Genomic DNA, 23673 nt, shown 5'->3' with positions numbered 1-23673 from the left:
CTGCTATGCGGTCTCTTCGCTTTTGGTAGATTGGAATTTTGTGTTTTCTTGCTGCTGATTCATGTGGGGACATTCTTTAAAGACCCAGCTGTCGCATTTGGTACAAGCCTTAAGATCCACATAGAGAAAGGCTTGGCTGATCGCTTCACTCGTGTGCCGGAACATGCGGTCAGCACCGATTTGATCGTAGAGACCGGTGGAACGCAAGATCTTTTCGGGTTGGGAATTTAAGCCTGAGATAAAGATAATGCCGCCGCGTTTCATAAATTGCTCAATAATGCTGCGCAGCCGGTTTTCGCCGGTGAGATCCATAAAGGGAACTTTGCTCATTCTTAAGATCAGCACTTTGGGAGTATAGTCAATAATGTCCATAACCGTTTGGGAAAACGTCTGAGCAGCTCCGAAGAACAGCGGTCCTTCAATATTGAAGATACTCACTTGACGGCAGTCATGAATTCCCAAGGCTTCCTGGGTAGTTATCGCTTCAAAATGATCGGTTTCATCAGGCAGTACTTTGTTGACGACCATGATATCGCTCATCCGCTTGGTAAACATCACGACCGATAGCAGCAGGCCGACTTCAATGGCTGTGGTAAGGTTAGAAAATACGGTAAAGAGAAAGGTAGCAATTAATATTTTGGCATCATTTGAATGAGTCTTCAGGATTTCGTGAAAGTGCTTATGTTCACTCATGTTATAGGATACGACCATCAGGATCGCTGCCATGGAGGCCAGCGGGATGTGCGCGGCAAGCGGCGCCAAAAACAGCATGGTAAACAGCACGAAAACGGCAGAAATAATGATGGATAAGGGAGACACAGCACCGCTTTTGATATTGGTCGCTGTCCGGGCAATCGCCCCAGTGGCGGGAATGCCGCCAAACAGGGGAACTACTAGATTGGCAATCCCCTGGCCAATTAATTCTTTATTGCTATTGTGGCGCTGTCCGGTCATACCGTCGGCGACAACTGCCGACAGCAGCGATTCAATGGCACCCAGCGTGGCAATTGCAAAGGCGGGACGAAGCAGCTCAGCAATTTTGTCAACAGTAATTTCCGGCACATGAGGCGTGGGCAGGTTGGTGGGAATGCCGCCGAACGCAGAGCCGATGGTGCTCACCTGACCGGGGAACAACAAATAGGCAGTTGCGCCGGAGATAATGATGCCGATTAAGGCACCGGGAATCTTCGGAAAACGGCGGGGTGTAACAAGGATAATGACGAGACACAAGAATGCGGTCAAAATGCTATAGGCATTCATACTGCTGATATGCAGCACGATTTCATGCATGTTCGCCAGGAAGGATTCATGTCTTTCCAGGCCGGTTAAACCAAGAAATGCAGGTATCTGAGTGGCAAAAATATTTACGGCAATGCCAGCCGTAAAGCCAATTGTAACAGGGCGGGGAATATACTTAATAAGGGAACCCAGCTTGAAAATACCCATCAAAACCAGCATAATGCCAGCTAAGAAACCGGCAATCAGCAAATCTTCATAACCATGAGTCAGGACAATCGACAACAGCACCGGGATAAAGGCACCGGTTGGCCCTGTTACCTGGTAACGGCTGCCGCCGAAGATGGCCACTAAAATGGCAGCAATAATGGTTGTATAAATGCCGTACTCGGGCTTCACACCGGAAGCGATGGCAAAGGCTAATCCTAAAGGAATGGCAATAATACCGACAGTAACGCCGGCGATTGTATCTTTCCGCAGACGGTAATAGGTGGAGAACCGTTTAAGCGGCACTGAAACGGACCGTGGAATATGCATGGACGACTCCTTTCTAACAGGAAACTCATATAGAATACATTATACATTAAAATTGGACATTCGCGGGGCTGCAGAGGAGAAATGCAAGGAAGAAAAAATCATTCGAAAATTCATTTAACTCCCTTTCAGCTCGTGCTAGAATTTAAATGGTAGAGACGATACCAGAAACAGGATAAGGAGTAGCTGAAATGGAAAAAATTTCTCCCGGGCGATACCGCCATTATAAAGGAAAGGACTATGAAGTGATTGGTGAGGCTGTTCATAGTGAGACTTTGGAAGCAATGGTGGTGTACCGGGCCTTATATGGCGAATATGGATTATGGGTGCGTCCGAAAAAAATGTTTATCGAGACGGTCATGGTAGACAATCAGCCAGTCGCCCGCTTTGCACCAGTAATTGTGAATCAGGATAAATAACCGAAATGTATGAATAGGTATAGTGATAACAGCAAAGTCCTTATCTCCTTTGTGAGATAAGGACTTTGCTGTTATACGATTTCTTCACCGTTATACCGTTCGCCGCCAGCGTCGGGCAGAATCCCGTAGCGTTCGGACCACAGTGTTTTGTATTTAACAGCCTGGGCATGAATGCTGTCCCACTTTTCCGGGATGTGACGCAGCACTTTAGCCGGTACTCCGGCTACTAAGGAATGAGGCGGGATAATCATATTTTCTTTTACAAGCGAGCCGGCAGCAATAATACTGCCGCGGCCAACACGGGCATTATTTAAGATAACTGCGCCCATGCCGATGAGACAATGATCTTCTACGATGCAGCCATGAATAATGGCGTTATGACCGACCGTAACATAATCGCCGATTGAGCAGGGTCTGCCAACATCAAGATGGACAATACTGTTATCCTGAATATTGGTATAGCGGCCAATATCGATGGTTGCGCCATCGCCGCGGAGGGTCGAATTAAACCAGACACTGCTGTATTCCTTCATGATTACGTTGCCGATGACTTTGGCTCCATCGGCTATAAATGTTTTTGGGTCCACTTCCGGGAGGCGGCCTCTAAATTCAATTAACATGAAATCACCGTCTTTCGCGTAAGTAGCTATAGTTTACCATATGAGCTAATCGTTGGCCAAGCCGGGCTTGTCCAAAAAGAAGGCATCATATTCTTTCGTCAGTTCGACTACTTCTTTATCCGTTAGCACGTAGGTGATAAAAGTTGTCAACAGCTCTGTGAGATCGATAGTTTGATGCTGTTCAAAAAATGTACCATTGCCGTCGCGGACAATAGCGACTGTTGGCCGGGATTGCAGCTTGGGGCGGGCCTCAGTTACGACTCCGATATGGCCGGTATCCAGCTTAACAAACGTGCCCACCGGATATAAGGGAAGCTTAGCTAAGAATAGATCCGTAATTTCTTTATCAAAAGCATGTAAGCTCATGGACATAAGAGCCTCATAAGCTTCATGCGGTAAAAGCGGCTGTTTGCCTGACCAGTCGCTGGTCAACAAATCGTAGGTATCGGCAATAGCTGTAATTCGTGCATATTCATGAATTGCCTTCTGCTGCAGGCCGCGGGGATAGCCGCTGCCGTCAAAGCATTCGTGATGCTGATAGACAATATGGGAGGATACGGTAGAATAGCTCCGTAATTTACGGACATATTCAAAACCAGCACTGGGATGCTCCATGTCGTTCTCCTGAAAGGCAAAGTCCTTTTCCTGGTCCATAATGGCAATCCCAATGTCATGCAGCAATGCGCCCATCACTAATTCATGCAGGCGCTTTTCACTAAAGCCCAGATCATGGGCAATAACTGTAACGAGAGCAGCAACATTCACACAGTGTATATACAGGTAATTGTCAGGTGTGAAGCTGTTATCAAGGCGGATTAACTGATTGTGTTTAACCGATTCAATAATGGTTTTGGCCAGCGTGGAAATTTTATAAACATCCAGCATCCTGCCCGCTTTAGCTTCAGTAAAACAATCTTTGATGATGGTGACTGCCTGAACCTTGGTATCTTCAGAGAGTGTTTCTTCGTATTGCAGGCCAACCCGGTCAAGAATTGAATTTTGGACAAATATGGCGGATACACCCAGCCGTTTCACGCCTTTTATGTAGCTGGCGCTAAGGGTAACTTCGCTGCCCAGCAAGACGGCGCCGTCAGCTGAAAGTACCCGGCCATGTGTCTGCATACCTGGCTCCAGCAGCTTGACTGATAGCTTTTGCATTTCCTTCACTCCAATTAATCATACATCTTTGTATTATAGCATAACAGAAAACGTCAAAACAGGCGACCAAAGACCCAGATGGCGCTAAAAACGTCCCAGAATCGCACTTGGTAAGTTGTAAGCAGGAGTTTGCTGCTCAGCACGGAATCTATTTAAACATTTCTTTAAAGAGATGTTGTATGGATCTGTTCGCTCAATAATTATAATGATTTAAACTGCCGCAAGGCAATTTATGAGGTGATAGCTTGTATAACAATATGTCAGATCTGGAGACTGCGTTAGCGCTTTGCCAGCAGTGCGCCCTGCGCCGGGAAGGCAACAGGGGGCCGACTTCCTATAATGGCGTAACAGCCAGTCCTTTGATGATTGTCGGTGAAGGACCAGGCGGCGTCGAGGATGAATACGGTGTGCCGCTTGTCGGACCATCGGGCCAGCTGCTCGACAAGGCTTTGTGGAGTGTCGGCATTACCCGGGATCTTATTTACACTACAAACATAGTGAAATGCAGACCTAAAGGGAACCGGACACCGACGGTGGACGAAGGCCGGTTCTGCGCCGGGCACTGGCTGGACGAAGAGATTGCCCTTGTCCGCCCCAAGGTGATTGTGGCTCTGGGCAGCGTCGCATTAAAGTATTTGTATGGCGATAATGGCCGCATTACCAAAGACCGGGGACGCTGGTTTGATACGAAGTACGAAGTACCTGCTATTGCCACCTATCACCCGGCTTATCTGCTGCGACTTACCGGCCAGGATCTGGTTAAAGCCAAGTGGGAAGTTTATTATGATTTGAAGGCAGCTGTAGAAAAGTGTGCTGAACTTATGCCTGGGTATGTATTGAAAGCACCGAACCCGGCGAATTTGCTCGAAATGTACAGTGAAAGAAAAAGACAGCGCTCAATCAATCCCAACTGATAAACACTAAGCCTATGGTAATAAACAACGCGCCGACCAGCTGATTTTTACTTACGAACTCGCCTAGCCAGAAATAGCTGAGGGCAATGGTAATGAGTGGCGCACAGGCCATTATCAGCGCGACTTCGTTGATATTACCCTGCTTTAAAGCATAGAAGTAAGCAAGATCGCCAAGAAGAGCAGCAAGAATAGCTTCAATCGTGATTACTACCCAAAACGATACTGGCAGCAGGGTGAACTCGTGGACGCCGCGGGTACTGACAAACCAGGCTGTTACCAGTGCTGCCGCAATAATGGTACGCAAGGCAAAGGCCGTAATGGGATTGACATTGCTTAGCGCCGATTTACCGAATAAAGGGGCTAGCCCCAAACAAAAGGCACCGACCAGAGCATAGAAAAAAACCATTTGGAAGTCCCCTTCTCTCGAACTGCATAGTAAAACTATGTAAAAAGAATATAAAAAATAACCCAATAAACTAGTATTGGGATAATGGGAAAGAAGGATGAATATGATAACCATTGGCGTACTGCTCTTTCCTGAAGTGGAGGAATTGGATTTTGCCGGACCGTTTGAGGTGCTAAGTTATGTAAATAAATTGATCCCGGCCAGTGTGGAGCTCAAGATCATTGCCGAATCGCTGGAGCCAGTAAAGTGTTTCAATGGCCTGAGGGTTTTGCCGGATCAGACGACAGCTGAATGCCCGCAGCTGGATATCCTGGTGATACCCGGCGGGCAGGGCCGTAAACCGGCTGCCAAGAATCCTGTCTTGCTGGAGTTTATCAAACGTCAGCATGAAGGCAGCTTGTATACCTGCTCTGTCTGTACAGGCGCATTTTTGCTGGCAGAGGCCGGTCTGCTTAGCGGCAAACAGGCAACTACGTATCACACAGCCTTTGCTGAGCTGGCAGCTTTTCCCGATGTGACCGTTGTAAACCAAAAAGTAGTCCAAGATGGCAAGGTGATTACCGGCGGTGGTGTAAGTTCCGGCCTGGAGCTGGGATTTCATGTGCTACAACTGCTTTTTGGCCGCTTGATTGCCCGGGACGTGGCACGGCGTATTGAATATAACTGGGGTTTGGACGACTAAGCAGGTTCTAAAGCATGGCCTAACGGCATATTGTTAAGCAACGATACTCATGATACATTGAGGAGTGGGTTGCTTATGATGCGGACAGTGCCGGTCATGCTGATGCCGTCTTTGTATAAAGTGAAGAAGAAACAGGCAAGGGCAGAATTGCTTGGTATTCCACTTTTGCTGGTGGTGCTCTTTGTATTATGGGCGGGTACTGCCAGTTACTCGGTGATTGCCGGTGACAATATTACCGACCAATCCCTTAACACTGTCCAAATGCTTGAGCAGCAATATGCAGCTATTGGTTCGACCGTTGGCATTATGCTGAAAGCAGATCATTATACAGAGGACCCCTTGTGGCACGGTTATCTCATTATCGGGCTGGTCATTGGCGCGGGCTGTTTTATCGGCTTTTGGGCAGGTGTGTATGACCGTTTCAGCAGCAGTCATTATTATGTGATTGATGTGCGGCGCAGGCGTTAACTAATAGATAAAATAAGTGCCTCTGGTAAAATAACAGATATTTCTTTAGCATAGCTATGTTATAATTGAGATAATAAATTTTGGAGGTGCTGACGATGGCTAACTGTAACGAGGAAAACTGTACATGCCCCAAAAATGACTGTCCGAGACACGGTAAGTGCTGCCAGTGTATTAACTTCCATCGTGAGAAAGAGAATCTGGTCTTCTGCTTACGTGCAATTCAGCCTGTAAAATAGCAAAATAAGCAGGAATATCCTGCTTATCTGTAATTTGTTGTGGTAATTGATTTTAATGCTATAATGAATACGTATTGTATTTAATAACATGCCGGATAAAATCCTGTCATATGTTTTTTACATAGGAGAGGATTTTTCTTTTCCGCTGAACTAACGCAGTACATTGATCCAGTGCTTTCTCAAGCTCCTTAGCTACTTCATCAGTATCCATATTCGCCGCATCCAGACGATCAAAGATCTCGCTTAACTGGCGAACCCTGGCGCATAAATGATCGTATTCCTGTTGTTCCGCTTTTGATAATCTTTTCATTACACCATTCCTAGAAAAATGGATTTTCGATTAACTGCCAGGAGCAATATTAATCTACAAATTAATGTTAATGGATTACTTAACATTAAGCAATAGATATATGTTGATGATTTTCTGATATTGATATAGTACAACTGGGTGATATTGCATGCATATAGATTACCATGCCATTGGGCAAAGAATTAAGAAAGCCCGTAAGCAAAAAGGCTTTACACAGGAAAAACTTGGTGAAAATTTAGATGTTTCTACCGTTTATATTAGTCAGATTGAAAATGGAAAAACGAAAATAAATTTGGAGATGCTGATTCGCATCGCAGCCGTACTAAACACTAACCCCGGTTTTTTTATAACCGGGGTAGCTTATCAAACACAGGATTATATGAAATATGAGATGGGTAAGCTGCTGCATCATTGTCCGCCGGAGAGGCGGCAGCTGATCTTTGATGTTGCCAAGGTGATTGCCAACCATAAATAAAAAAGAGCCATACTTGCGTATTGCTCAGTAGGACCGCTGATATTAATTCCGGTAGCGCTTTTCCTGGTTCCAGTCTTCTGCCTTATTGGCAAGGAACCATTTCTTCGTGGCTTCAAAATCTTTGGCCGCTAAAAGTTTTGTATAAATATGATTTGCTTTTTTGCTCTCCGAGGGTTTTTTGCCGATAAACTCAATTACGAATTGCTCCGCCTGCTCCATGCGGGATACTTCTGACTGCGCTTTCGCTTCGTTTTGCTTACGCGTTAATCTCATTACAGCCGCCTCCTTGTGATTAGTATAACTTTTTCTGCAGCTTTGTATTTATTCATCATAGCCTTTCGGCGCGCTAGACGCAAGCGCATTTTGCGGGGACAAGCAGATATAATATTCCTAACAATCCAAGGAGTTTTGTTTATTCAACAGAATATATAGAACAAGTTATTACAGAGGAGAATCAGCAATGGCAGCAAAAAAATATTATGGTGTTAAAGCGGGCCGGGTCACAGGCGTATACACAACCTGGGCAGATTGCCAGAAGCAGGTCATTGGCTTTAAAGGCGCACTTTTTAAAAGCTTCCCTACAGAAGCGGAAGCCAAAGAATATATTGCCGGAACAGCACCGGCAGCAGCTACCGGTACCGGAGAACCACTGGTTCATACAGCGACAACACCGGAAGGGAAGCATTATGATATTTATGTCGATGGCAGCTATGACAATGCGAAGAAGCAATATAGCTGGGGCTTTGCCGTTTATGAAGGTGATAATGTCATCCATACCGCCAGCGGAGTAGGCAAAGATGAAAATGCCGTCGCCATTCGCAATGTAGCCGGTGAGTTGGAAGCTACGATTGAAGCCGTCCAATGGGCAGAGCAGCAGGATGTAGATGTGATTACCATCCATCATGACTATATCGGTATTTCCGAATGGGCTACAGGTAAATGGAAAACCAATAATCCCATTACGCAAAGCTATGCCGCTTTTATCCGCAGCTACCTGGAGTGGGTGCGGTTTCATAAGGTTGCCGGACACACCGGTGTAGAAGGCAATGAGCTGGCCGACAAGCTTGCAGGGGAAGCACTAAAGAAGCTGCCTTGATTTTTCAGACTTCTTGCGATATAATAAAAAGGCGTTAAAACTTAACGCCTTAATAAGCGGGCGTAGCTCAGTGGTAGAGTACCGGCTTCCCAAGCCGTGGGTCGCGAGTTCGAATCTCGTTGCCCGCTCCAAGCATATCAAGGCTCCAGGCAAATTGCCTGGAGCTTTTTTTGTTATGTTTGTATGCTATTAGTATGCTATGGCGCTTTCTACGGAAGTTAGAGAGAAGAATTTTAATTTTACAGAGTGTTTACGTTTAAGATAGTTATCAGCAGGATTTCTGATATGTTGGAGTTGAGTTCCATGCGTGGTGTTGTATAATTACGCGACATTACTATTTGGCAGAGGGGCGGTTAAGCAGTTTGCCTTCGGGTTTGCGCGGATTAATTACAGAATATTGGGAGCTGTTCACACTCAATAATTCACTGTCAATTCACCCACGATGCATGCACCAAGCCCTTGATTAGTCGCCTCTAAAATCATAAACCCGTATGCAATTCTCCTGTTTTTAAAATTCGTTCCATTAAAGAAGACGATGTACTAGCAAGTGGGCCATCTGGTTATGCTGATATAGCGGCAGAGGTGTAGAGATATAAGAAGCTGCAGGAATAGCGTAATAATCTAGATGACACAGGATACTTACGTGCATGTATTGTCTGAAATGCAGGCGGAAGTAGTTAAGGTATTGGACGGCAATCTGTAAGAGGTCGTGATTACATTATAAGTCATGCTATAGACGAATTTAATTATTGGTAGTAAAATAAGCATATAATAAGAGTATATTACTGCTATTAAAGGAGACGATTTGCATGATGAATATAAAGCCCTCCGCGGCAATCCGTAAGAACTACAATGAAATATCCGCACTGTGCAAACGCTCGGGTGAGCCTGTTTATTTAACGAAAAATGGCGAGGGTGATCTCGTAGTTATGGATATTGAGGCTTTTGCAAGAAGAGAAAGCATGTTGCGGCTGAGAGAAAATTTGCTTGCTGCTGAGGAAGGCAGGATGAAAGGAAAGTCCGGCCATTCCATAGACGAAGTATCTACCATGATGAAAGCTGTTGTCCGTGAGGTCCTGGATGGACAGCGGAAATAAAAAATATACGGTCGTTATTTCTGATGAGGCCACGCAAATGCTAGTGTCTCATGCGCGATTTCTAGCACAGGTTAGTGAATCAGCAGCTATGCGTCTTATTAACTCTTTTCAGGAACATACTGAGTCACTGGAGCAGTTTCCTGAAAGGAGTCCGTGGTTGACTGACCCTATGATTCCTGCCGGGAAATATAGAAAGCTTTTACTTGAAAAAAGGTATCTCTTAGTTTATCAGATTAAGGAAAATACTGTGTATGTGGATGCATTTTTGGATACCCGGCAGGATTATAGCTGGTTGTTATAAGTTTTGGCTATACAGTTGTGAATGCTAGAAATGCGGACCATTTTGCGTACCGATTTTGATACGATAGACGCTGGATGTTAGTTACATCTCGGGCTTTTTCTTACTAAGAAAAAGGAGATTTATGGTATAATAAGTCATAGTACTAGCTGAGAAACAGCGAGCAGTAAGTCGAACATAGACGGGAGGAAAAAAGGAAAAAGATGAAAAGTTACGAAACATCAAGATTAGTGACAGGTAAAGATATGAATCATCACGATACTTTATTTGCAGCCAGATTAGCTGAGTGGTTTACTGAAGCAACTTTTCTGGGAGCCTCCAACTTATATGGCAAATATGGTGAGAAGGATCATTTAGTTGCAGTTGAAATTCATTCGATGAAATTCTTGAAACCTTCTTTTAATGGAGATATGATTAGATTTGTATCAACAGCAGTGAAAGCTGGAAAGACAAGTCTTACAGTTTATACGAAGGCTCTTAGAAACAATACAAATATTAAAGTTGCAGAGGGTTTTTCGACCTTTGTTTGCATCGATGGCAACAAGCAAAAAATACCTCACAACATTGTGATTGATGAACCAATAACAGAGGAAGAAAAAGAAATACTGGAAAAATTTAATAAGCTATAAGCTAAATAGAAACACGGGGACAGGGATATTGTTTGCAATAATGAAACATACTCCCTGTCCCCGTGTTTTGTTGGTAGGCTGTTTTTGCATTTGGGCTTAACTTTATAAGCCAACAAGTTACCTTTACCTATTTATCAATGTTGAGTGATTCTCTTCCCGCTTAGAGTATGAAATGATGCCTAAACCGGAATAAGAAGGCAGAAGCGCATAGATCATGCAAAGCGGGTTAGCTGTTCACTTTAGTTGAACAGCTTTTTATTTAGCTTCGGTCGGCGTGTACCCGATAAGGTACACGCCTTTTTGCTGATTAATCTTCAATTTCCTCATTCATCAAGAGATTGGTCAGGTGAACAGCACCGCGGAAACCTGTCAGGGGAGGATCGTAGGGGTAGAGACGCCATTTTGTGTCAGGATTAGAAATTTGCAGCTCTCGATTGCGGCCTGCCCATTCCAGGGCTTCGCCGCTCGCCATGAGATAGCCGCTGGCCTGCTCCTGTATTGCCTGGGACCACTCATCTTCCGAAAAATAAGGGATTTCTTCGGTTCCCATATCAGGACAGTCGCACCAGCAGGTTCCTTTGGCCAGGCCAAGCTCGCCGCAGCCAAAGCCAAGTATGCCGCTGACTACATCGGCATGTCCTCCTAATGACAGCATTGCTTCTGCCGGGTGCGCGCGAATGATGTGCCGGAGGCCGGGCATTGCCGGTGCCAGCTGTTTGCGAGTGATTTCCTGCTCGGCTTTTACGAAAGCGTCATTGACAGGCAGTCCTGCAATGTTCGCAATAGCTTCCAGCCAGCGTCTGCTTCCTTCCAGGCCATAGGGACGTCCCAGCAGATAGGGCGTTCCGAATCGCTGTTTGAGGTGCTTGGCGGCAGGCTCGCCTTCGCGCCGGATAACAAGATTGAGGTGGGCGCCGCCCATTTGTTCAATAGCTTCAATGGTTGTATTAGATGTCATGATACATAGTGGCTGGATACCAAAAGCACCTGTTATGAGGCGGATCATTTCGCCTGCGTCGGCCTGAAAGCGGAACAGATCGGCACAGGAGCCAATAATATTAAAAGTAGGTTGGGTGGTGCGGCTGACCGGCAGCGGTAAGGTTGTGGCAAGCTGCCAAAGCGTCTCCTGCACACCGCGGTGCTGTGTTACCTGAAAACCGCCATAACCGAATGGCAGCAGATGAGTACCGGGAAACTCGGGCTGAAACTCCTCACAGATTGCCGCAAGATCGGTTCCAATGATCTCTGGGATGGAAGAAGGCACCAGAAAAATCACCCGTGGCTGATCACGCTGTACAACATGAGCAATGGTATGATACAGCCGCTCAGTACCGCCGAGAACAATATCTGTTTCATCAATGTGCGTAGAGTAAAGCTTACAGGCGTCATGCACGCCCGCCCTTTTTAAGGTTACTCCGCTGTAGAGCATGTGCCCCATGCAGCCGAACTCAATGAGTGCGGCATTTTGAATGGTAGCAAGTGTCCAAAGAATTCCCATGCGGCCTGAAGGCAACGGCTTAAAGCGATGCAGTCCCATATGCAGGTCCTCCTTTGACAGACATATTGAGTTTGTCCAGCACGCCTAAAATTCTGGACAGCAGGCTGCCCGTCCGATCGTACCCTGTCTGTCCGTAGAAATCGAGCATTTCCGGTACGCAGGGAATGGCTCCAGATAGTTCGGGCAGATAGCCAAAGCAGATATCGGGAGCCAGTTTTTCTAAAAGCGGTAAATCGGCTGCCTCATTTGTCATTCGGCAGATCCAGGGATTATGCCCCATGGCGGTAAGCTTTTCGGCATAGGCCTTGTCTTCGGGATAAAATTCCTCCAGATGCAGCAGCAGCGGCTCCATACCCAGTGCCGTAAGATAGACAGCCAGGGGGAGAGCAATATCAATCCGGAGCGAGAATACAAATCGCAGTCCTTGTAATCTGTTTTGGGCTTCCCTTTGCAAGGTAAGGGCTTGACGGCGCGATTCTGCAAATTCGTCACCCCAGGAAAAGTTAAACCGCTGGGCAAGATCGGTATATACTCTGTCGATCGCTTCTACAGCATAGTGCGTATGCAGGGCAATGTAGGGAATGCCGAATTGTCGCTCCATTTTGGCGGCAAGCGGTTCCATAAAAGGGGAAACTACAATATTTAAGGCGGCATCAGGAGCACTTTGGAAGTCTTCCAGTGAGGCCCCGGGGGCCAGGCAGCGCAGCCTAAGTCCATGGCCTTCCAGCGCCGGCAGCAGAGGGGATAAGGGAATATGCTTTTCTATCGGAGACCGGCCTAGTACGTTAATGCGCCGGCAATCCGTTTCCTGCACCTTCATCAGGGTGCCAATGGCCTCCATCGTCTTCCAGGAGCCTGAAGGATAACTGGTATTCTTAAACTGGCCCAGCATGACAAAGGTAACAGGTATGGTGAGTTCCGGCCGCATTTCCTCAAGTATTCCTTCGATATCTTCGCCGATTAATTCGGGCACACAGGTGATAATCAGCACAATAGCCTTTGCTCCGGCCCTGGCCATTTTTTTGAGAGCAGCCGTGAGACCTGCGCGGCACCCGAATACTACTTCGTTTGCATCCAGCACGTACAGCCAGTGCAGTTCCCCGTTCCGGCCTTCCGGTTTGGGATTGAACAGCCGTGAGTAGGTAGTGCACTCCGGCATCCCAACGAGCAGGGAAGACAAGCCGCTAATGTTCTCGACATTTACCGATGCAATGCGCATTGGGCAATGACTGCCGGGTGCGACGGCAGGTGTCAGGAACTTTATCCCTGTACCCGATCTTAGCGCCGATAGGCGCTTTAAGTGCTGCAGTTCGTTCACGGGCGGGTGCCTCCTTCCAGCAGCAGCTTGGCTAGTGTTTGATAATGCTCTGCCATGGTGGAAGCGGGAAAGGCCTCTACTACCGTTTTCCCCTCAGACTCAGCCTGTTGAACAAAGGGATCGCGTGGCAGGCGGTACAGAACCGGAGTTTGTATCTCAGTAGCTGCTTTATCTACCAGGTCGTTTTCATTTTCAATGTTTTTAGCATTTAGGATTAAGCCGCGCAGCGAGGCATAGCCGCGTTTGCCAAAACTTTTGACAGCGTGGGCGATGTTGGCTGCCGCATAAAGAGACATCATTTCACCGGATGTAACAATGCACACCTCATCGGCATAGCCGCCGCGGATCGGCATGGAAAAGCCGCCGCAGACCACATCACCCAGCACATCGTACAGCACCACGTCCGGTTTAAAAACTTCATAAGCATTTAGCTCCTCCAGTTTTTCAAAGGCCGTAATAATGCCGCGCCCGGCGCAGCCTACGCCGGGCACAGGCCCGCCTGATTCTACGCATAGCACGCCTGTGCTGCTTTTCGTTACAAGGTCAGTAAGTTCGGCATCACCTTTTTTACGCAGGATATCCAGGACGGTAGGGATGTTTTTTCCACCGGTCAGATTCCGGGTAGAATCAGCCTTCGGATCACAGCCGATTTGCAGCACCGTCAGTCCCATAGCAGCAATCGCAGCTGCTGTATTGGAAACGGTAGTCGATTTGCCGATGCCGCCTTTACCGTAAATCGCAATTTTCTTCATTTGGCACCTTCTTTCATGTACGAGCATTTTCTTTAATGAGATCATAGGTAATACAAGTGGGTCTGCCTGTGCGGGGGTCGGTACCAATTACCGCGTCAATGCAAAATGTTTCCCGGAGAACTTTAGGTGTCATTACGTTTTCCGGCGAGCCGTGCCGGATGATTTTTCCGCCACGAATCGCTATCATATGGTCGGCAAACCGCGCTGCCAGGTTTAAGTCATGAAGTACCATTGCAATGGTACAGCCTTGCTCCCTGTTCAGCCGGTACAATAGTTCCAAAACCTCCAATTGGTAGGATAGATCGAGATAGGTGGTTGGCTCGTCCAGCAAAATAAGCTCAGTTTGCTGAGCGAGGGCCATAGCAATCCAAACGCGCTGGCGCTGCCCGCCGGAGAGTGTGTCTACAGATGTGGTTGCAAACTCGGCGAGCCTAGTTACCTCTAGTGCCCAGGCAATGATTCTTTTATCCTCCGGCTTCAGTTTGCCGAAACCCTGCTGGTGGGGAAAGCGGCCGTAGGCTACTAGTTCCCCTACCGTCAGCCCCGGCGGAGCTTGCGGCGACTGGGGTAAAATTGCCATTTTCTGAGCCACCTCCCGGGTAGAAAAGCGGCGGATGTCTTCCCCGTTCAGATAAACCATACCGCATTTTGGTGTCAGGAGGCGACCCGCAGCTTTGAGCACCGTAGACTTACCGCAGCCATTTGGACCAATGATTGCCGTGAGTTTCCCCTGCGGGATCTGTAGCGCCAAATCGGTAACAACAAGATTATCTTCATAGGAAATCGCTAAATTTTTTGTTGCAATGCTGTTCATATCTATTACCCTTTCGCTAGCGGTTACTTTTTGTCAGGAGGTAGAGAAAGTACGGTGCACCGATAATTGCCACCATGATACCGGTAGGAATACCGGCCGGCTGTACAATCACCCGCGCAATTGTATCTGCCGCCGATACCAGCACTGCCCCTGTGAGCGTGCAGGCGGGCAAGAGAATGCTGTGCTTAGGCCCTACAAGCCGCCGCGCCAGGTGAGGCGCAATCAGCCCTACGAAGCTGATGCTGCCGCTGACCGCCACGCAGGAGGCTGCCAGGGCAACAGCTGCGGCCAGCAGTCTGCGCCGTTCGCGCTCCACAGAAGCACCTAAACTATAGGCCAGCTCATCACCTAAGTTCAGCACATCCAGCACGCGGGATTTTAGCAGGACATAGGGAATCAAGAGGCAAAGCCATGGCAGCAGTGCCAGCACAAACTTCCAGTTGCTGCCCCAGATGCTGCCCGCCTGCCACGCTGCCACAAAATCAAACTGGGAATCGTCCAGCCTGACCACAAGGACGGTGGTCAGCGCCCAAATGCCTGCCTGTACCGCTACGCCGGTAAGAATCAGGCGCATAGGTGCCACTCCCTCCCCTTTTTTAAAAGTAAGCCTATAGATTATGATTGCGGTCAGGCCTGCGCCTGTCAGCGCAAGAAATGGCAAGGTAAACACCGACAGAAAAGAATGGGCACCGAAAAACAGCACATACAGAATCACCATCAGTCCCGCTCCTGCATTGATGCCCAACAGACCGGGTTCTGCCAGCGCATTTTTCGAGATACCCTGAATGATGCAGCCGGATAAAGCCAGTCCGGCGCCAATGAGGATAGAAATCACAATACGGGGCAGGCGAAAAGAAAACAGGATTAGATTTTCCTTGTCCGTTCCGCCGCCGAACAGAGTACGCAGTGTATCTTGCGGGGAGAGCTTTGTATAGCCGGTGTTCATGCTGATAATAAAGGAAATCAGCAGCAGCACTGCGCATCCGAGAATAATAGTCGTATTGCGCAAGGCGATCTTTCGTTTGTAAGCTTCCGTCTTCTGCTGGAGACTCAGCATTACAGCCACCTCCTTCGCCGGTGCGCCAGATACAGGAAGAAGGGAACGCCAACAAGGGAAATCAGTGCGCCAATGGGTGTTTCAAAGGGGGGATTGAGCGTGCGGGCACCCAGATCAGCGGTTACCATCAGCAGTGCGCCCAGTACTGCTGATGACGGAATGATCCGGCGATAATCAACACCGACAAGATAACGCGCCATATGGGGGATGATAAGGCCGACAAAGCCTACAGCACCCACAACGGAGACCGAAGTCCCTGCCAGCACTAGTACAATCAAGGAACACAGAGCGTTAACCGTACCGGTCTTCAGTCCCAGCCCTTTTGCCACATCATCACCAAGACTGAGAAGGGAAATTGAAGGAGCGAGCAGGATGGCCCCCAGTAATGCTCCCACAATCCATGGCGTCATCAGGTTAATCTGCTGCCAGTTAGAACCGGCGACGCCCCCTGCTGTCCAGAACATGATGTTTTGGGCTACGCCGAAATACAGGGCGATGCCCTGGCTGAGGGCTGCTAAGAGTGCGCTGACGGCTGCTCCTGCTAAGACAAGCCGCATCGGACTGCTGCCCCCGCGCGTGAAGGCCGCAATTCCGTTTACCAGTGCTGCCCCCAATGCTGCTCCTAAAAAGGAACAAAGGATAATTTGCAGATAGCCCAGGCCGGGAAAAAATGCAAAACAGATCGATAAGGCAAAACCTGCCCCGGCATTTAAGCCCATTAGGCCCGAATCGGCCATGGGGTTTTGCGTCGTACCCTGCATAATAGCGCCTGCTACCGCGAAAGCAGCACCTACCAACGCACTGGCAATCACACGGGGCAGATGCAAGTCAATCATGATCAGATGCTCGGTATTCTGTGCATTAAATGAAAGCAGCGCATCCCATACCGAGGACAGCGGAATTTGTGCTGCGCCCCTCGTAATGGAAAACGCCATGACCAGAGCCAGCAGTCCCAGGCCGCCTATGAGAATCAGCCATATTATTGCCAACTGGCGGTTGGTTCCGGTTTGGATATTTTGAGACGAACTTTCCGGTAGGTTAATTTGCCTCATGGAATTGCTTGACCTCATTGTTCTCCCATGCCTGGACCAGTTTTTCTGCCGTAAGCCGCATAGCAAGAGGGCCAAAGGTATTTAGCGAATCGTCAAAATAGAGTACATGTCCATTTTTTACGGCAGGTAATGCCTGCCATACGGAGGAAGCTTCCTGTGATTTTACAAATGAGTGGGCATTTTGGCTGGAGTCCTGAAAAACAATATAGTCTGGCTTCATCGCGGCGACGGCTTCCAGAGACAAGGCTTGATAATAATCCGGATAGCCTGAAGGCATGTGAATTCCAAAGGTATTGTAATAATCCTTAGTACCGCGCGAGATAAAGGATTTGCCATCTGTACGGAAAAGCGCAAGCGTTTTGCCACGGTGGCTGCTCAGCTTATTCTTAGCGGCAGAAATGATAGTTTCCGTTTCTTGAATAAAATCTTGAGCAAAAGCTTCTTTGCCGACAATTTCAGCGCAGGCCAGGGTTTGAGTTTGCCAGGAGGCATTAAAATCCACCTGAATTACAGGGGCAATCTGTACTAGTTGATCGTAAACCTTATCTAGATGGCCCTGACCTTTGAAGGTAACAATCACATCTGGTTTTGCTTCTAAGATCGCCTCTAAATTCAAATCACGGGCACTGCCTAAGTCGATAATATCGGCGGTTCCTGCATAAGGTTTAAGTGTTTCCCAGGTTTCTAGCGCCTTCATCGCATTGCCTGTTGAAGCACCCATTGATGCAACCGGCGGTGTTCCCAGTGCAAAGAAATATTCCAGGTACAGCGAGTGAAGGAGGGCAATTCTTTTAGGAGGCTTTTGCAAAACTACCTTCTTCCCAGCCGCGTCAGTTATCGTCCGTGGCCAGGAGGGGCTGCCGGCTGCTGCCTTAGGTGCCGTGTCAGCAGCGTTTCCCTGAGGTGCTCCGGCGCAGCCAGTCAGCAATCCTGTCAAAAGCGCGAGTGAGAAGATGAGTGTCATCAGTTTTTTCATTCTGCTCCCCCAATATAAATATGGTTTGGTTTGTGGACCACAATCAGGTATGGCAGCATAATGCTGACATACCTGATTGTTTAGAACTGCATAGTTGCCGATAGCTTCACAGTTCGGGGGCCGCCTAAGGTCGCATAGTTTTCTACGCTGAAGACGCCTGCCCAGTAATGCTTGTCAAATACGTTTTCCACACTGAGACGGTAGGTGACCGGTATGTTATTCGTTACAGTTTTGTACCGCGCGCCGATATCATAGCGTACCCAGCTGGGGAGTTTTATGGTGTTCCCATTATCAATAAATTGGGAGCCGGTGTAGATAGTCCTGAGCGACAGTGTCAAATCCTTATTCCATGGCGTGTCCCACTCTACTCCGGCATTCATTGTCCATTTGGGAATGCCAAATGGGGTGTTGCCTTTTGTTGAGGCATCGGTTGCATTGGTGATTTCACCCCGCTGATAGGAGATGCCGCCCAAAAGACGTACGTTCTTGGCTAATTCGCCAAAGGTACTCCATTCAATGCCGCGGTTTTCCTGATTGCCGTCGTAGGTCTGCGTTTTTTCATTGAGGCTGTTGATGATAACCATTGTGTTGGGACGGTTGATTTCAAACAAGGATAATGTATTGGCAAATTTGCCTCGGTCCCATTTAACGCCGATTTCTTTTTGTTTGCTCAGATAGGGCGCCATCAGCTGACCAGAGTTTGTATAGCCTAAGTTTGCGCCGACCTCGGCACCGGGGGAAAGTGCCTCAATGTAGTTGCCATAGAGGGCGACTGAGTTGCCCCAGGGTTTGACGACGAAGCCAACCATCGGCAGCGTCTTAGCCGCGTCATATTCTGCAGTCCGGGCGCCTGTGGTTGCATTAAAACTTTTGGTATTCACGTTTTGCTGGCGCACACCTAAGGTTACCTGCAGCTTTTCCTCGTTGAAGGAAAGGGTGTCGGCCAGAAGTACACTGGAGAGATCAGTGGTTGCAGTCTTCTTGCCTTTGCTCTTCCAAGGCAGACTGTTAAAATAGCTGGCAAGTGATCCTGGGTGATGAATATCTATTGAATTCAATCCGCTGCTGGCAGCAGCTCCGTATATGGTGCGGTAGCTATTAAAAACACTGGAATAGTCCATATTCATAAAGTTGCCGCCTAAAACCAGCTGATGTTTTACAGAACCGGTCTGGTAAGTTCCCCGCAGTCCCAGTTCGGAAGCAGTTGTGTCGGACCAGAAGTATTGCTTGAAAACATCACGGACACGTGCCGTTCCATCGGCTTGCAGACTTGTAACGTGGTTGCCATTGATAAACCCTGTTGCTCTGACGGATGATGTACCGATACCGGCATAGGCAGTTAGATTATCCCGCAGGTCATATTCGCCTTTAAACAAGGTGCCATTATTTCGTACAGAGCCTGACGTTCCTTTATATAAATTCGTGGAGCCATCCGGCGCTTTTACATAGCCGTAGGCTGGTAAATAATACATAGAGACGAGGCCGTTCTCATAATTATCCTGAGATCCATAGGCATCGAGAGACAGGCGCCACCGGTCATTACGATAATCTATGCCTAATGCGCCCACCAGCCGTTCCCGGGATTGACCGTCGGTTTCGGTATCCCCATCTGCATATAAGCCATTAAAGCGGATGCCCCATTCTTTGTTTTTTCCGAACCGTCGGCCAATGTCGAGATGACCGCCTAATTGGGAAGAGGAGGTATAGCTTGTGGTAAAGGCTGTGATATCTTCTTCACCGGCCCGCTTGGGCACCAGGTTGATCGCTCCGCCTACCGAGGCGTTGGCGCCGCCGTATAAAAAGGAACCAGGGCCTTTGAGTACTTCTACCCGTTCGAGAAATTCAACAGGAACACGGTGCTGTGGGGCCAGCCCCTGCATACCGTTAAAATAGAGATGGTCATGACTTACATCCAGGCCCCGGATTTTGTAGTATTCACCCACTTGTCCGGTAGGCGTGGTAAAACGGACAGACGGATCGTTGATGAGCACATTGTATAGGGTTTCAGCCTGCTGATCCTCGATAGTTTGGGCGGTATAGCTGGTGACGTTGAAGGGGGTATCCATAAAATCCCTGCTGCCCAGTGCGCCGAGAGTGGCACCGCGGGCCACTTGTCCACCCGCATAAGCTGGCGGCAGCGTTTCACGGCTGGCAGTTACTTCAACTCCTTCCAGGATAAAGTCCTGCTGGGCTGCAACTGCTTTAGCAGCGGGTATATACCAGAACAGGCTGCTGCCGATCAGGGCGCAAAGCAGCCGCCGTTTGGCAGGAGATAATGCTTGCATAGTGTCAGCTCCTTTTCTAATGGTAACACGTAATGATAATTAATATCAATGACGATAAAATAATATCTTTAGAATACCAAATAGAATCGCTGGCGAGAATGGAGAGATTACAAGGAATACAACTAAATAATCCCCCATATCTCCGGCAGGAAGCCGGAGAGAATGGATATTTTACGAAACTTGCCAGTACTATGGGGGTGGAAAAGCTCAGGTTTGAGTCGTTTTCTTTGCCTTGTGAGGCTAGAATGGCTTTTCAGGGTTTGACATTCCTGCGGAAAATTACTATAGTTATAAATAAAAAACAAATGATAATTACTATCATTTGTTTGGGGCACATATGGCGACAGTTAATTGCAGAGGGGAGGGTCAGGAATGAATGTGGATGTTAACCAACTGGCAGGAAATTTTTCACGAATACGATTTGAAATTATTGATGTGGTTAGAGCGGTTGTACCACCGGGAAAAAAGTGCTTTGGTGTGGTGACTCCACCGGTTTCGGCTTTGATTTTCCCTCTAAAAGGACGGGCAAGAATGTTTTTTAGCGGTGTACCATATGAGATGGAACCGGGGAAGATTTTTCACAGCGGACCGAATATCGCTTTGGACAAAGAGGTTGTGGGAGGCGCCGAATGGAACTATATGGTCATTCATTATCAGGTTGACGATAAGGATAAAGCAGAGTTTCCTCAGGCCTTTACGCATTACCAGCTTGATTTAGGTCACAGTCCTCGCGTTCATGAGCTGCTGCACCGTTTATATGATGTATGCATAACTCCGGGGCAACTGCCGGCATTACAGGCTAAATCGCTGTTCTTCAATATTCTGGAGGAGAGCCTGACAGCGGCCGAATGCCGGCATAGCGAGCGGGGGCGAGACCTGGTAGAGCAGGCAGTGGAATACATGCAGCAGTATTATATGGAGCCGCTTACCGTAGCCGCCTTAGCCCGCCGGTACAGCCTAAACAGCAAGCAGTTTGCCTATCTGTTTCAAAAGCATACCGGTATGGCGCCTCTGGAATATTTGATTGATCACCGGGTGAGGCGTGCCCGGGAACTGTTATATACTACCGCTTCTTCCGTAGCGGATATTTCACTTCGCGTAGGGTATGCTGATCCTTTTTATTTTAGCAAGCTGTTTAAAAAGCGGACCGGTTTTAGTCCCAGCACACTAAGAGGGTACGCCGGATTGCATAAAGCACTCTGATAAAGTGGCCTATCTTGTGGTAGGCTATTTTTTTGTTTAAAAAGCTGATAAAGCCGTCCGTAATTTTCAATAATAAGGAACAGAGATTCTTATGTCGGGGTGGTAGCGTGGACCAAATCGAGGAATTAAGAGAGATTATTGAAAAATTGCGCTCGCGGCTGCATGTAACTTCCCACGGGAAATGCTTTTGTGATCCCGAGATTGTCAAGGTAAGCCAGGAATTAAATGAAGTGCTTAATAAGTATGATAATTTGATTAAGCAAAAGTGCAAGGGGCTGTCGCACTAAGATAGTTCTGAAAACAAAAAAATGGCACCGGCAGTAGCCGGGAGCCATTTTTTTGTTGTAAAATCAAGTTTGTCAGAACATGAAAATACAAGAAAATTATATAACAGACACAACTATATATCAACTGGTCTTGCCGATGGACATCGGCGAGATGATCCCGGCAGATGACTCGGTACGGTTACTCAGCGCAGTGTTAGAAAGGCTGGATTATAGCAAACTGAACACTACGTACTCCCGAATGGGGAGAATCGAGAGATCACCGAAGCGTCTATTTAAAGTTCTTGTTTATGGGTACATGAACGGCATCTATTCCAGCCGCAAGCTGGAACAGTCTTGTCGTCGGGACGTTAACTTCATGTATTTGTTAGGGCGAGAAAAAGCACCCGATCACGCCACCATCGCCCGGTTTCGAAGTGAACGACTAACGGAAGTACTCGATGACCTGTTTGCTCAGCTTGTCGAGCAGTTGGCTGCTGCAGGCGAACTATCACTGTCGAGCGTATTTATCGACGGTACCAAACTAGAGGCTAATGCCAACCGGTACACGTTTGTCTGGAAGAAGGCGACACAAACCCAGGAGCAAAAGATGCAAGCTAAAATGAAAGAAGAACTGCCGACATTGGCAGCAAAATTGGGGCTGCGTTTTTCCATCGGTTCAACGATCAAGGCCAAAAACTTGAAGAAGCTGCGCAAACGGCTAAAGACGCTGCAAATCCAACAACAGATTGCCTTTGTTCACGGCAAAGGGCAGCGGAAAAGCGAACTGCAGCGGGCGGTTGAAATGGTGGAACACTACCTGGTCCGACAGAAGAGTTATGACGACTACAACCACAGCTTCGGGGAACGAAACAGCTTTTCAAAAACGGACCGGGATGCCACCTTTATGCGGATGAAAGAAGACCATATGAAAAATGGACAGTTAAAACCAGGCTACAATGCTACCTTGGCAGTGGATGCCGAATATATTGTAGCTGCAAGCATTACACAGGAGCGAAGCGACAGCCAGACTTTGATCCCCATGCTAAAGAAGCTTCAGGGACTAGGGTATACCAAGCCGGTAGCCGATGCTGGATTTGAAAGTGAAGAGAATTATACCTGGTGCGAAGAAAATGGGCAAACAGCCTTCATCAAACCGGGGAATTATGAGGCAAGCAAAACCCGCAAGTACAAAAGTGACATTGGCAAAAGAGAGAATCTGGCATACGATGCCGAAAGTGACAGCTACCTCTGCCATGAGGGGCACCTCATCCAGGCAGCGTATGAAAAAAAGACTCGATCAAAGGCCGGGTATGCCATCACAACAACGGTATACACTTGCACAGAGTGTGCAGGCTGCCGGCATAAAGAGCAATGCATCAAAGGAGCAAGCAAAAAGCCGCTGGAACAGAGGATCAAAAATTTGCATGTGTCGAAAACGTTTCTCCGGCAGCGCCAAGAAATGCAGGAACGAATCCAAAGTAAAGAAGGTATTTTGTTACGCGTGAACCGCTCGATTCAAGTGGAGGGAGCTTTCGGAGTACTGAAAGAAGATAGGGGCTTCCGACGTTTTCTTATGAGAGGGAGCACCAAGGTGCAAACCGAATTTCTATTGCTGTGTATGGGGTATAACCTAAACAAACTCCACAACAAAATCCAAAGAGGTCGCTGTGGAACTTACTTGCATACTCCCAAAGCAGGCTGATAATTACAGATAGACTTTTTTGTTGGGGAAGAGGCTTCCTCTGTTTTGCTATGGCATAAACGGAAGATGAGCTTCTTTTTTTATTCTTTTTCGCCTATATTTTATCTGCTCAAGCAAAGAAGGCTGCCACAAAACGCTTTTTTTCAAAAAGCATTTTGCGACAGCCCCTTTT

26 protein-coding genes and 1 tRNA gene are annotated in these 23673 nt (G+C 47.7%); 13 read left to right on the top strand and 14 right to left on the bottom strand.

Features of this window, described 5'->3' with window-relative positions:
- Positions 1–3 precede the first annotated feature (3 nt).
- Positions 4–1773 (bottom strand): SulP family inorganic anion transporter, encoded by a 1770-nt coding sequence (locus EV210_RS21860; protein ID WP_243650675.1) that lies wholly within the window; start codon positions 1771–1773, stop codon positions 4–6.
- Between the two features lie 188 nt (positions 1774–1961).
- Between EV210_RS21860 and EV210_RS21855 the strand changes: the two genes are divergently transcribed.
- A complete protein-coding gene (locus tag EV210_RS21855; RefSeq protein ID WP_132083646.1) occupies positions 1962–2189 on the top strand; it encodes a DUF1653 domain-containing protein in 228 nt (75 codons plus the stop codon).
- 71 nt (positions 2190–2260) lie between these two features.
- Here the strand turns inward: EV210_RS21855 and EV210_RS21850 are convergent, their stop codons facing one another.
- Together EV210_RS21850 and EV210_RS21845 are read right to left on the bottom strand one after the other, a co-directional pair.
- Complete coding sequence (locus tag EV210_RS21850) at positions 2261–2809, bottom strand: gamma carbonic anhydrase family protein (RefSeq protein WP_132083644.1); 549 nt, start codon at positions 2807–2809, stop codon at positions 2261–2263.
- 45 nt (positions 2810–2854) lie between these two features.
- On the bottom strand, positions 2855–3967 hold the full coding sequence (locus EV210_RS21845) for an HD-GYP domain-containing protein (protein WP_132083642.1): 1113 nt from the start codon (positions 3965–3967) through the stop codon (positions 2855–2857).
- Positions 3968–4212: 245 nt separating this feature from the next.
- On the opposite strand from EV210_RS21845, the gene EV210_RS21840 reads away from it, so the two are divergent.
- Positions 4213–4881, top strand: coding sequence for a uracil-DNA glycosylase (locus EV210_RS21840; protein WP_243650674.1), 669 nt, complete (start codon positions 4213–4215; stop codon positions 4879–4881).
- On the opposite strand, the gene EV210_RS21835 is transcribed toward EV210_RS21840, so the two are convergent.
- On the bottom strand, positions 4868–5287 hold the full coding sequence (locus tag EV210_RS21835) for an EamA family transporter (protein ID WP_132083640.1): 420 nt from the start codon (positions 5285–5287) through the stop codon (positions 4868–4870). The two genes, EV210_RS21840 and EV210_RS21835, sit on opposite strands and share 14 nt — an antisense overlap.
- Positions 5288–5384: 97 nt before the next feature.
- Between EV210_RS21835 and EV210_RS21830 the strand changes: the two genes are divergently transcribed.
- A complete protein-coding gene (locus tag EV210_RS21830) occupies positions 5385–5969 on the top strand; it encodes a DJ-1/PfpI family protein (RefSeq protein ID WP_243650673.1) in 585 nt (194 codons plus the stop codon).
- Between the two features lie 75 nt (positions 5970–6044).
- Positions 6045–6437 (top strand): hypothetical protein, encoded by a 393-nt coding sequence (locus tag EV210_RS21825; RefSeq protein ID WP_132083638.1) that lies wholly within the window; start codon positions 6045–6047, stop codon positions 6435–6437.
- Between the two features lie 342 nt (positions 6438–6779).
- Here EV210_RS21825 and EV210_RS21820 read toward each other — a convergent pair whose 3' ends face one another.
- Positions 6780–6983 (bottom strand): hypothetical protein, encoded by a 204-nt coding sequence (locus EV210_RS21820; RefSeq protein WP_132083636.1) that lies wholly within the window; start codon positions 6981–6983, stop codon positions 6780–6782.
- A gap of 148 nt (positions 6984–7131) precedes the next feature.
- Here EV210_RS21820 and EV210_RS21815 point away from each other — a divergent pair, with 148 nt between their 5' ends.
- Positions 7132–7458, top strand: coding sequence for a helix-turn-helix domain-containing protein (locus tag EV210_RS21815; protein ID WP_132083634.1), 327 nt, complete (start codon positions 7132–7134; stop codon positions 7456–7458).
- A 42-nt stretch (positions 7459–7500) separates the two neighbouring features.
- Here EV210_RS21815 and EV210_RS21810 read toward each other — a convergent pair whose 3' ends face one another.
- Positions 7501–7731 carry a hypothetical protein gene (locus EV210_RS21810; RefSeq protein WP_132083632.1) on the bottom strand — a complete coding sequence of 77 codons (231 nt, stop codon included), beginning with the start codon at positions 7729–7731 and terminating at the stop codon, positions 7501–7503.
- 187 nt (positions 7732–7918) lie between these two features.
- Here EV210_RS21810 and EV210_RS21805 point away from each other — a divergent pair, with 187 nt between their 5' ends.
- The 5 genes from EV210_RS21805 (at position 7919) to EV210_RS21780 (ending at position 10578) form a co-directional block, all read left to right on the top strand.
- A complete protein-coding gene (locus tag EV210_RS21805; protein WP_132083630.1) occupies positions 7919–8554 on the top strand; it encodes a ribonuclease H1 domain-containing protein in 636 nt (211 codons plus the stop codon).
- Between the two features lie 56 nt (positions 8555–8610).
- Positions 8611–8685: transfer RNA gene (locus EV210_RS21800), tRNA-Gly, on the top strand.
- Between the two features lie 678 nt (positions 8686–9363).
- Positions 9364–9651 (top strand): type II toxin-antitoxin system prevent-host-death family antitoxin, encoded by a 288-nt coding sequence (locus tag EV210_RS21790; RefSeq protein ID WP_132083628.1) that lies wholly within the window; start codon positions 9364–9366, stop codon positions 9649–9651.
- Positions 9635–9952: a type II toxin-antitoxin system RelE/ParE family toxin gene (locus EV210_RS21785; RefSeq protein WP_132083626.1), complete on the top strand. Its 318-nt coding sequence runs from the start codon at positions 9635–9637 to the stop codon at positions 9950–9952. The genes EV210_RS21790 and EV210_RS21785 overlap by 17 nt, the downstream gene beginning before the upstream one ends.
- Before the next feature lie 200 nt (positions 9953–10152).
- Positions 10153–10578 (top strand): acyl-CoA thioesterase, encoded by a 426-nt coding sequence (locus tag EV210_RS21780; protein WP_132083624.1) that lies wholly within the window; start codon positions 10153–10155, stop codon positions 10576–10578.
- Positions 10579–10885: 307 nt separating this feature from the next.
- Here EV210_RS21780 and EV210_RS21775 read toward each other — a convergent pair whose 3' ends face one another.
- The 8 genes from EV210_RS21775 to EV210_RS21740 all read right to left on the bottom strand — a co-directional run bounded on the left by EV210_RS21775 (position 10886) and on the right by EV210_RS21740 (position 20330).
- Complete coding sequence (locus EV210_RS21775) at positions 10886–12115, bottom strand: nitrogenase component 1 (protein WP_132083622.1); 1230 nt, start codon at positions 12113–12115, stop codon at positions 10886–10888.
- Complete coding sequence (locus EV210_RS21770; RefSeq protein ID WP_132083620.1) at positions 12096–13394, bottom strand: nitrogenase component 1; 1299 nt, start codon at positions 13392–13394, stop codon at positions 12096–12098. The genes EV210_RS21775 and EV210_RS21770 overlap by 20 nt, the downstream gene beginning before the upstream one ends.
- The gene (locus EV210_RS21765) at positions 13391–14146 is read right to left on the bottom strand and encodes a nucleotide-binding protein (protein WP_132083618.1); all 756 of its coding nucleotides are present in this window, start codon (positions 14144–14146) and stop codon (positions 13391–13393) included. The genes EV210_RS21770 and EV210_RS21765 overlap by 4 nt, the downstream gene beginning before the upstream one ends.
- 13 nt (positions 14147–14159) lie before the next feature.
- Positions 14160–14960, bottom strand: a complete 801-nt coding sequence (locus EV210_RS21760) for an ABC transporter ATP-binding protein (RefSeq protein WP_132083616.1) — start codon at positions 14958–14960, stop codon at positions 14160–14162.
- Between the two features lie 16 nt (positions 14961–14976).
- Positions 14977–16017: a FecCD family ABC transporter permease gene (locus EV210_RS21755; protein ID WP_132083614.1), complete on the bottom strand. Its 1041-nt coding sequence runs from the start codon at positions 16015–16017 to the stop codon at positions 14977–14979.
- On the bottom strand, positions 16017–17069 hold the full coding sequence (locus tag EV210_RS21750) for a FecCD family ABC transporter permease (RefSeq protein ID WP_132083612.1): 1053 nt from the start codon (positions 17067–17069) through the stop codon (positions 16017–16019). The genes EV210_RS21755 and EV210_RS21750 overlap by 1 nt, the downstream gene beginning before the upstream one ends.
- On the bottom strand, positions 17056–18045 hold the full coding sequence (locus tag EV210_RS21745; RefSeq protein ID WP_132083610.1) for an ABC transporter substrate-binding protein: 990 nt from the start codon (positions 18043–18045) through the stop codon (positions 17056–17058). The genes EV210_RS21750 and EV210_RS21745 overlap by 14 nt, the downstream gene beginning before the upstream one ends.
- 80 nt (positions 18046–18125) lie before the next feature.
- Positions 18126–20330, bottom strand: coding sequence for a TonB-dependent receptor (locus EV210_RS21740; RefSeq protein WP_132083608.1), 2205 nt, complete (start codon positions 20328–20330; stop codon positions 18126–18128).
- Positions 20331–20702: 372 nt separating this feature from the next.
- Here EV210_RS21740 and EV210_RS21735 point away from each other — a divergent pair, with 372 nt between their 5' ends.
- The 3 genes from EV210_RS21735 to EV210_RS21725 all read left to right on the top strand — a co-directional run bounded on the left by EV210_RS21735 (position 20703) and on the right by EV210_RS21725 (position 23501).
- Positions 20703–21533, top strand: coding sequence for an AraC family transcriptional regulator (locus EV210_RS21735; protein WP_132083606.1), 831 nt, complete (start codon positions 20703–20705; stop codon positions 21531–21533).
- Between the two features lie 107 nt (positions 21534–21640).
- On the top strand, positions 21641–21820 hold the full coding sequence (locus EV210_RS21730) for an aspartyl-phosphate phosphatase Spo0E family protein (RefSeq protein ID WP_132083604.1): 180 nt from the start codon (positions 21641–21643) through the stop codon (positions 21818–21820).
- Between the two features lie 79 nt (positions 21821–21899).
- Positions 21900–23501 carry an IS1182 family transposase gene (locus EV210_RS21725; RefSeq protein WP_132083602.1) on the top strand — a complete coding sequence of 534 codons (1602 nt, stop codon included), beginning with the start codon at positions 21900–21902 and terminating at the stop codon, positions 23499–23501.
- Positions 23502–23673: the final 172 nt, after the last annotated feature.

Source organism: Anaerospora hongkongensis (genome assembly GCF_004339805.1).
Taxonomy (GTDB): Bacteria; Bacillota; Negativicutes; order Sporomusales; family DSM-15969; genus Anaerospora; species Anaerospora hongkongensis.
The sequence above is the reverse complement of the archived record's forward strand: the minus strand, read 5'-3'. Positions and strand labels throughout refer to the sequence as shown.

Coding starts and splice junctions, on each gene's coding strand:
- EV210_RS21785 (WP_132083626.1), top strand. CDS start 9,635: ATGGACAGCGGAAATAAAAAATATACGGTCGTTATTTCTGATGAGGCC.
- EV210_RS21740 (WP_132083608.1), bottom strand. CDS start 20,330: ATGCAAGCATTATCTCCTGCCAAACGGCGGCTGCTTTGCGCCCTGATC.
- EV210_RS21850 (WP_132083644.1), bottom strand. CDS start 2,809: ATGTTAATTGAATTTAGAGGCCGCCTCCCGGAAGTGGACCCAAAAACA.
- EV210_RS21755 (WP_132083614.1), bottom strand. CDS start 16,017: ATGCTGAGTCTCCAGCAGAAGACGGAAGCTTACAAACGAAAGATCGCC.
- EV210_RS21735 (WP_132083606.1), top strand. CDS start 20,703: ATGAATGTGGATGTTAACCAACTGGCAGGAAATTTTTCACGAATACGA.
- EV210_RS21830 (WP_243650673.1), top strand. CDS start 5,385: ATGAATATGATAACCATTGGCGTACTGCTCTTTCCTGAAGTGGAGGAA.
- EV210_RS21820 (WP_132083636.1), bottom strand. CDS start 6,983: ATGAAAAGATTATCAAAAGCGGAACAACAGGAATACGATCATTTATGC.
- EV210_RS21780 (WP_132083624.1), top strand. CDS start 10,153: ATGAAAAGTTACGAAACATCAAGATTAGTGACAGGTAAAGATATGAAT.
- EV210_RS21855 (WP_132083646.1), top strand. CDS start 1,962: ATGGAAAAAATTTCTCCCGGGCGATACCGCCATTATAAAGGAAAGGAC.
- EV210_RS21835 (WP_132083640.1), bottom strand. CDS start 5,287: ATGGTTTTTTTCTATGCTCTGGTCGGTGCCTTTTGTTTGGGGCTAGCC.
- EV210_RS21860 (WP_243650675.1), bottom strand. CDS start 1,773: ATGCATATTCCACGGTCCGTTTCAGTGCCGCTTAAACGGTTCTCCACC.
- EV210_RS21790 (WP_132083628.1), top strand. CDS start 9,364: ATGATGAATATAAAGCCCTCCGCGGCAATCCGTAAGAACTACAATGAA.
- EV210_RS21765 (WP_132083618.1), bottom strand. CDS start 14,146: ATGAAGAAAATTGCGATTTACGGTAAAGGCGGCATCGGCAAATCGACT.
- EV210_RS21805 (WP_132083630.1), top strand. CDS start 7,919: ATGGCAGCAAAAAAATATTATGGTGTTAAAGCGGGCCGGGTCACAGGC.
- EV210_RS21815 (WP_132083634.1), top strand. CDS start 7,132: ATGCATATAGATTACCATGCCATTGGGCAAAGAATTAAGAAAGCCCGT.
- EV210_RS21810 (WP_132083632.1), bottom strand. CDS start 7,731: ATGAGATTAACGCGTAAGCAAAACGAAGCGAAAGCGCAGTCAGAAGTA.
- EV210_RS21725 (WP_132083602.1), top strand. CDS start 21,900: ATGAAAATACAAGAAAATTATATAACAGACACAACTATATATCAACTG.
- EV210_RS21775 (WP_132083622.1), bottom strand. CDS start 12,115: ATGGGACTGCATCGCTTTAAGCCGTTGCCTTCAGGCCGCATGGGAATT.
- EV210_RS21745 (WP_132083610.1), bottom strand. CDS start 18,045: ATGAAAAAACTGATGACACTCATCTTCTCACTCGCGCTTTTGACAGGA.
- EV210_RS21760 (WP_132083616.1), bottom strand. CDS start 14,960: ATGAACAGCATTGCAACAAAAAATTTAGCGATTTCCTATGAAGATAAT.
- EV210_RS21825 (WP_132083638.1), top strand. CDS start 6,045: ATGATGCGGACAGTGCCGGTCATGCTGATGCCGTCTTTGTATAAAGTG.
- EV210_RS21845 (WP_132083642.1), bottom strand. CDS start 3,967: ATGCAAAAGCTATCAGTCAAGCTGCTGGAGCCAGGTATGCAGACACAT.
- EV210_RS21750 (WP_132083612.1), bottom strand. CDS start 17,069: ATGAGGCAAATTAACCTACCGGAAAGTTCGTCTCAAAATATCCAAACC.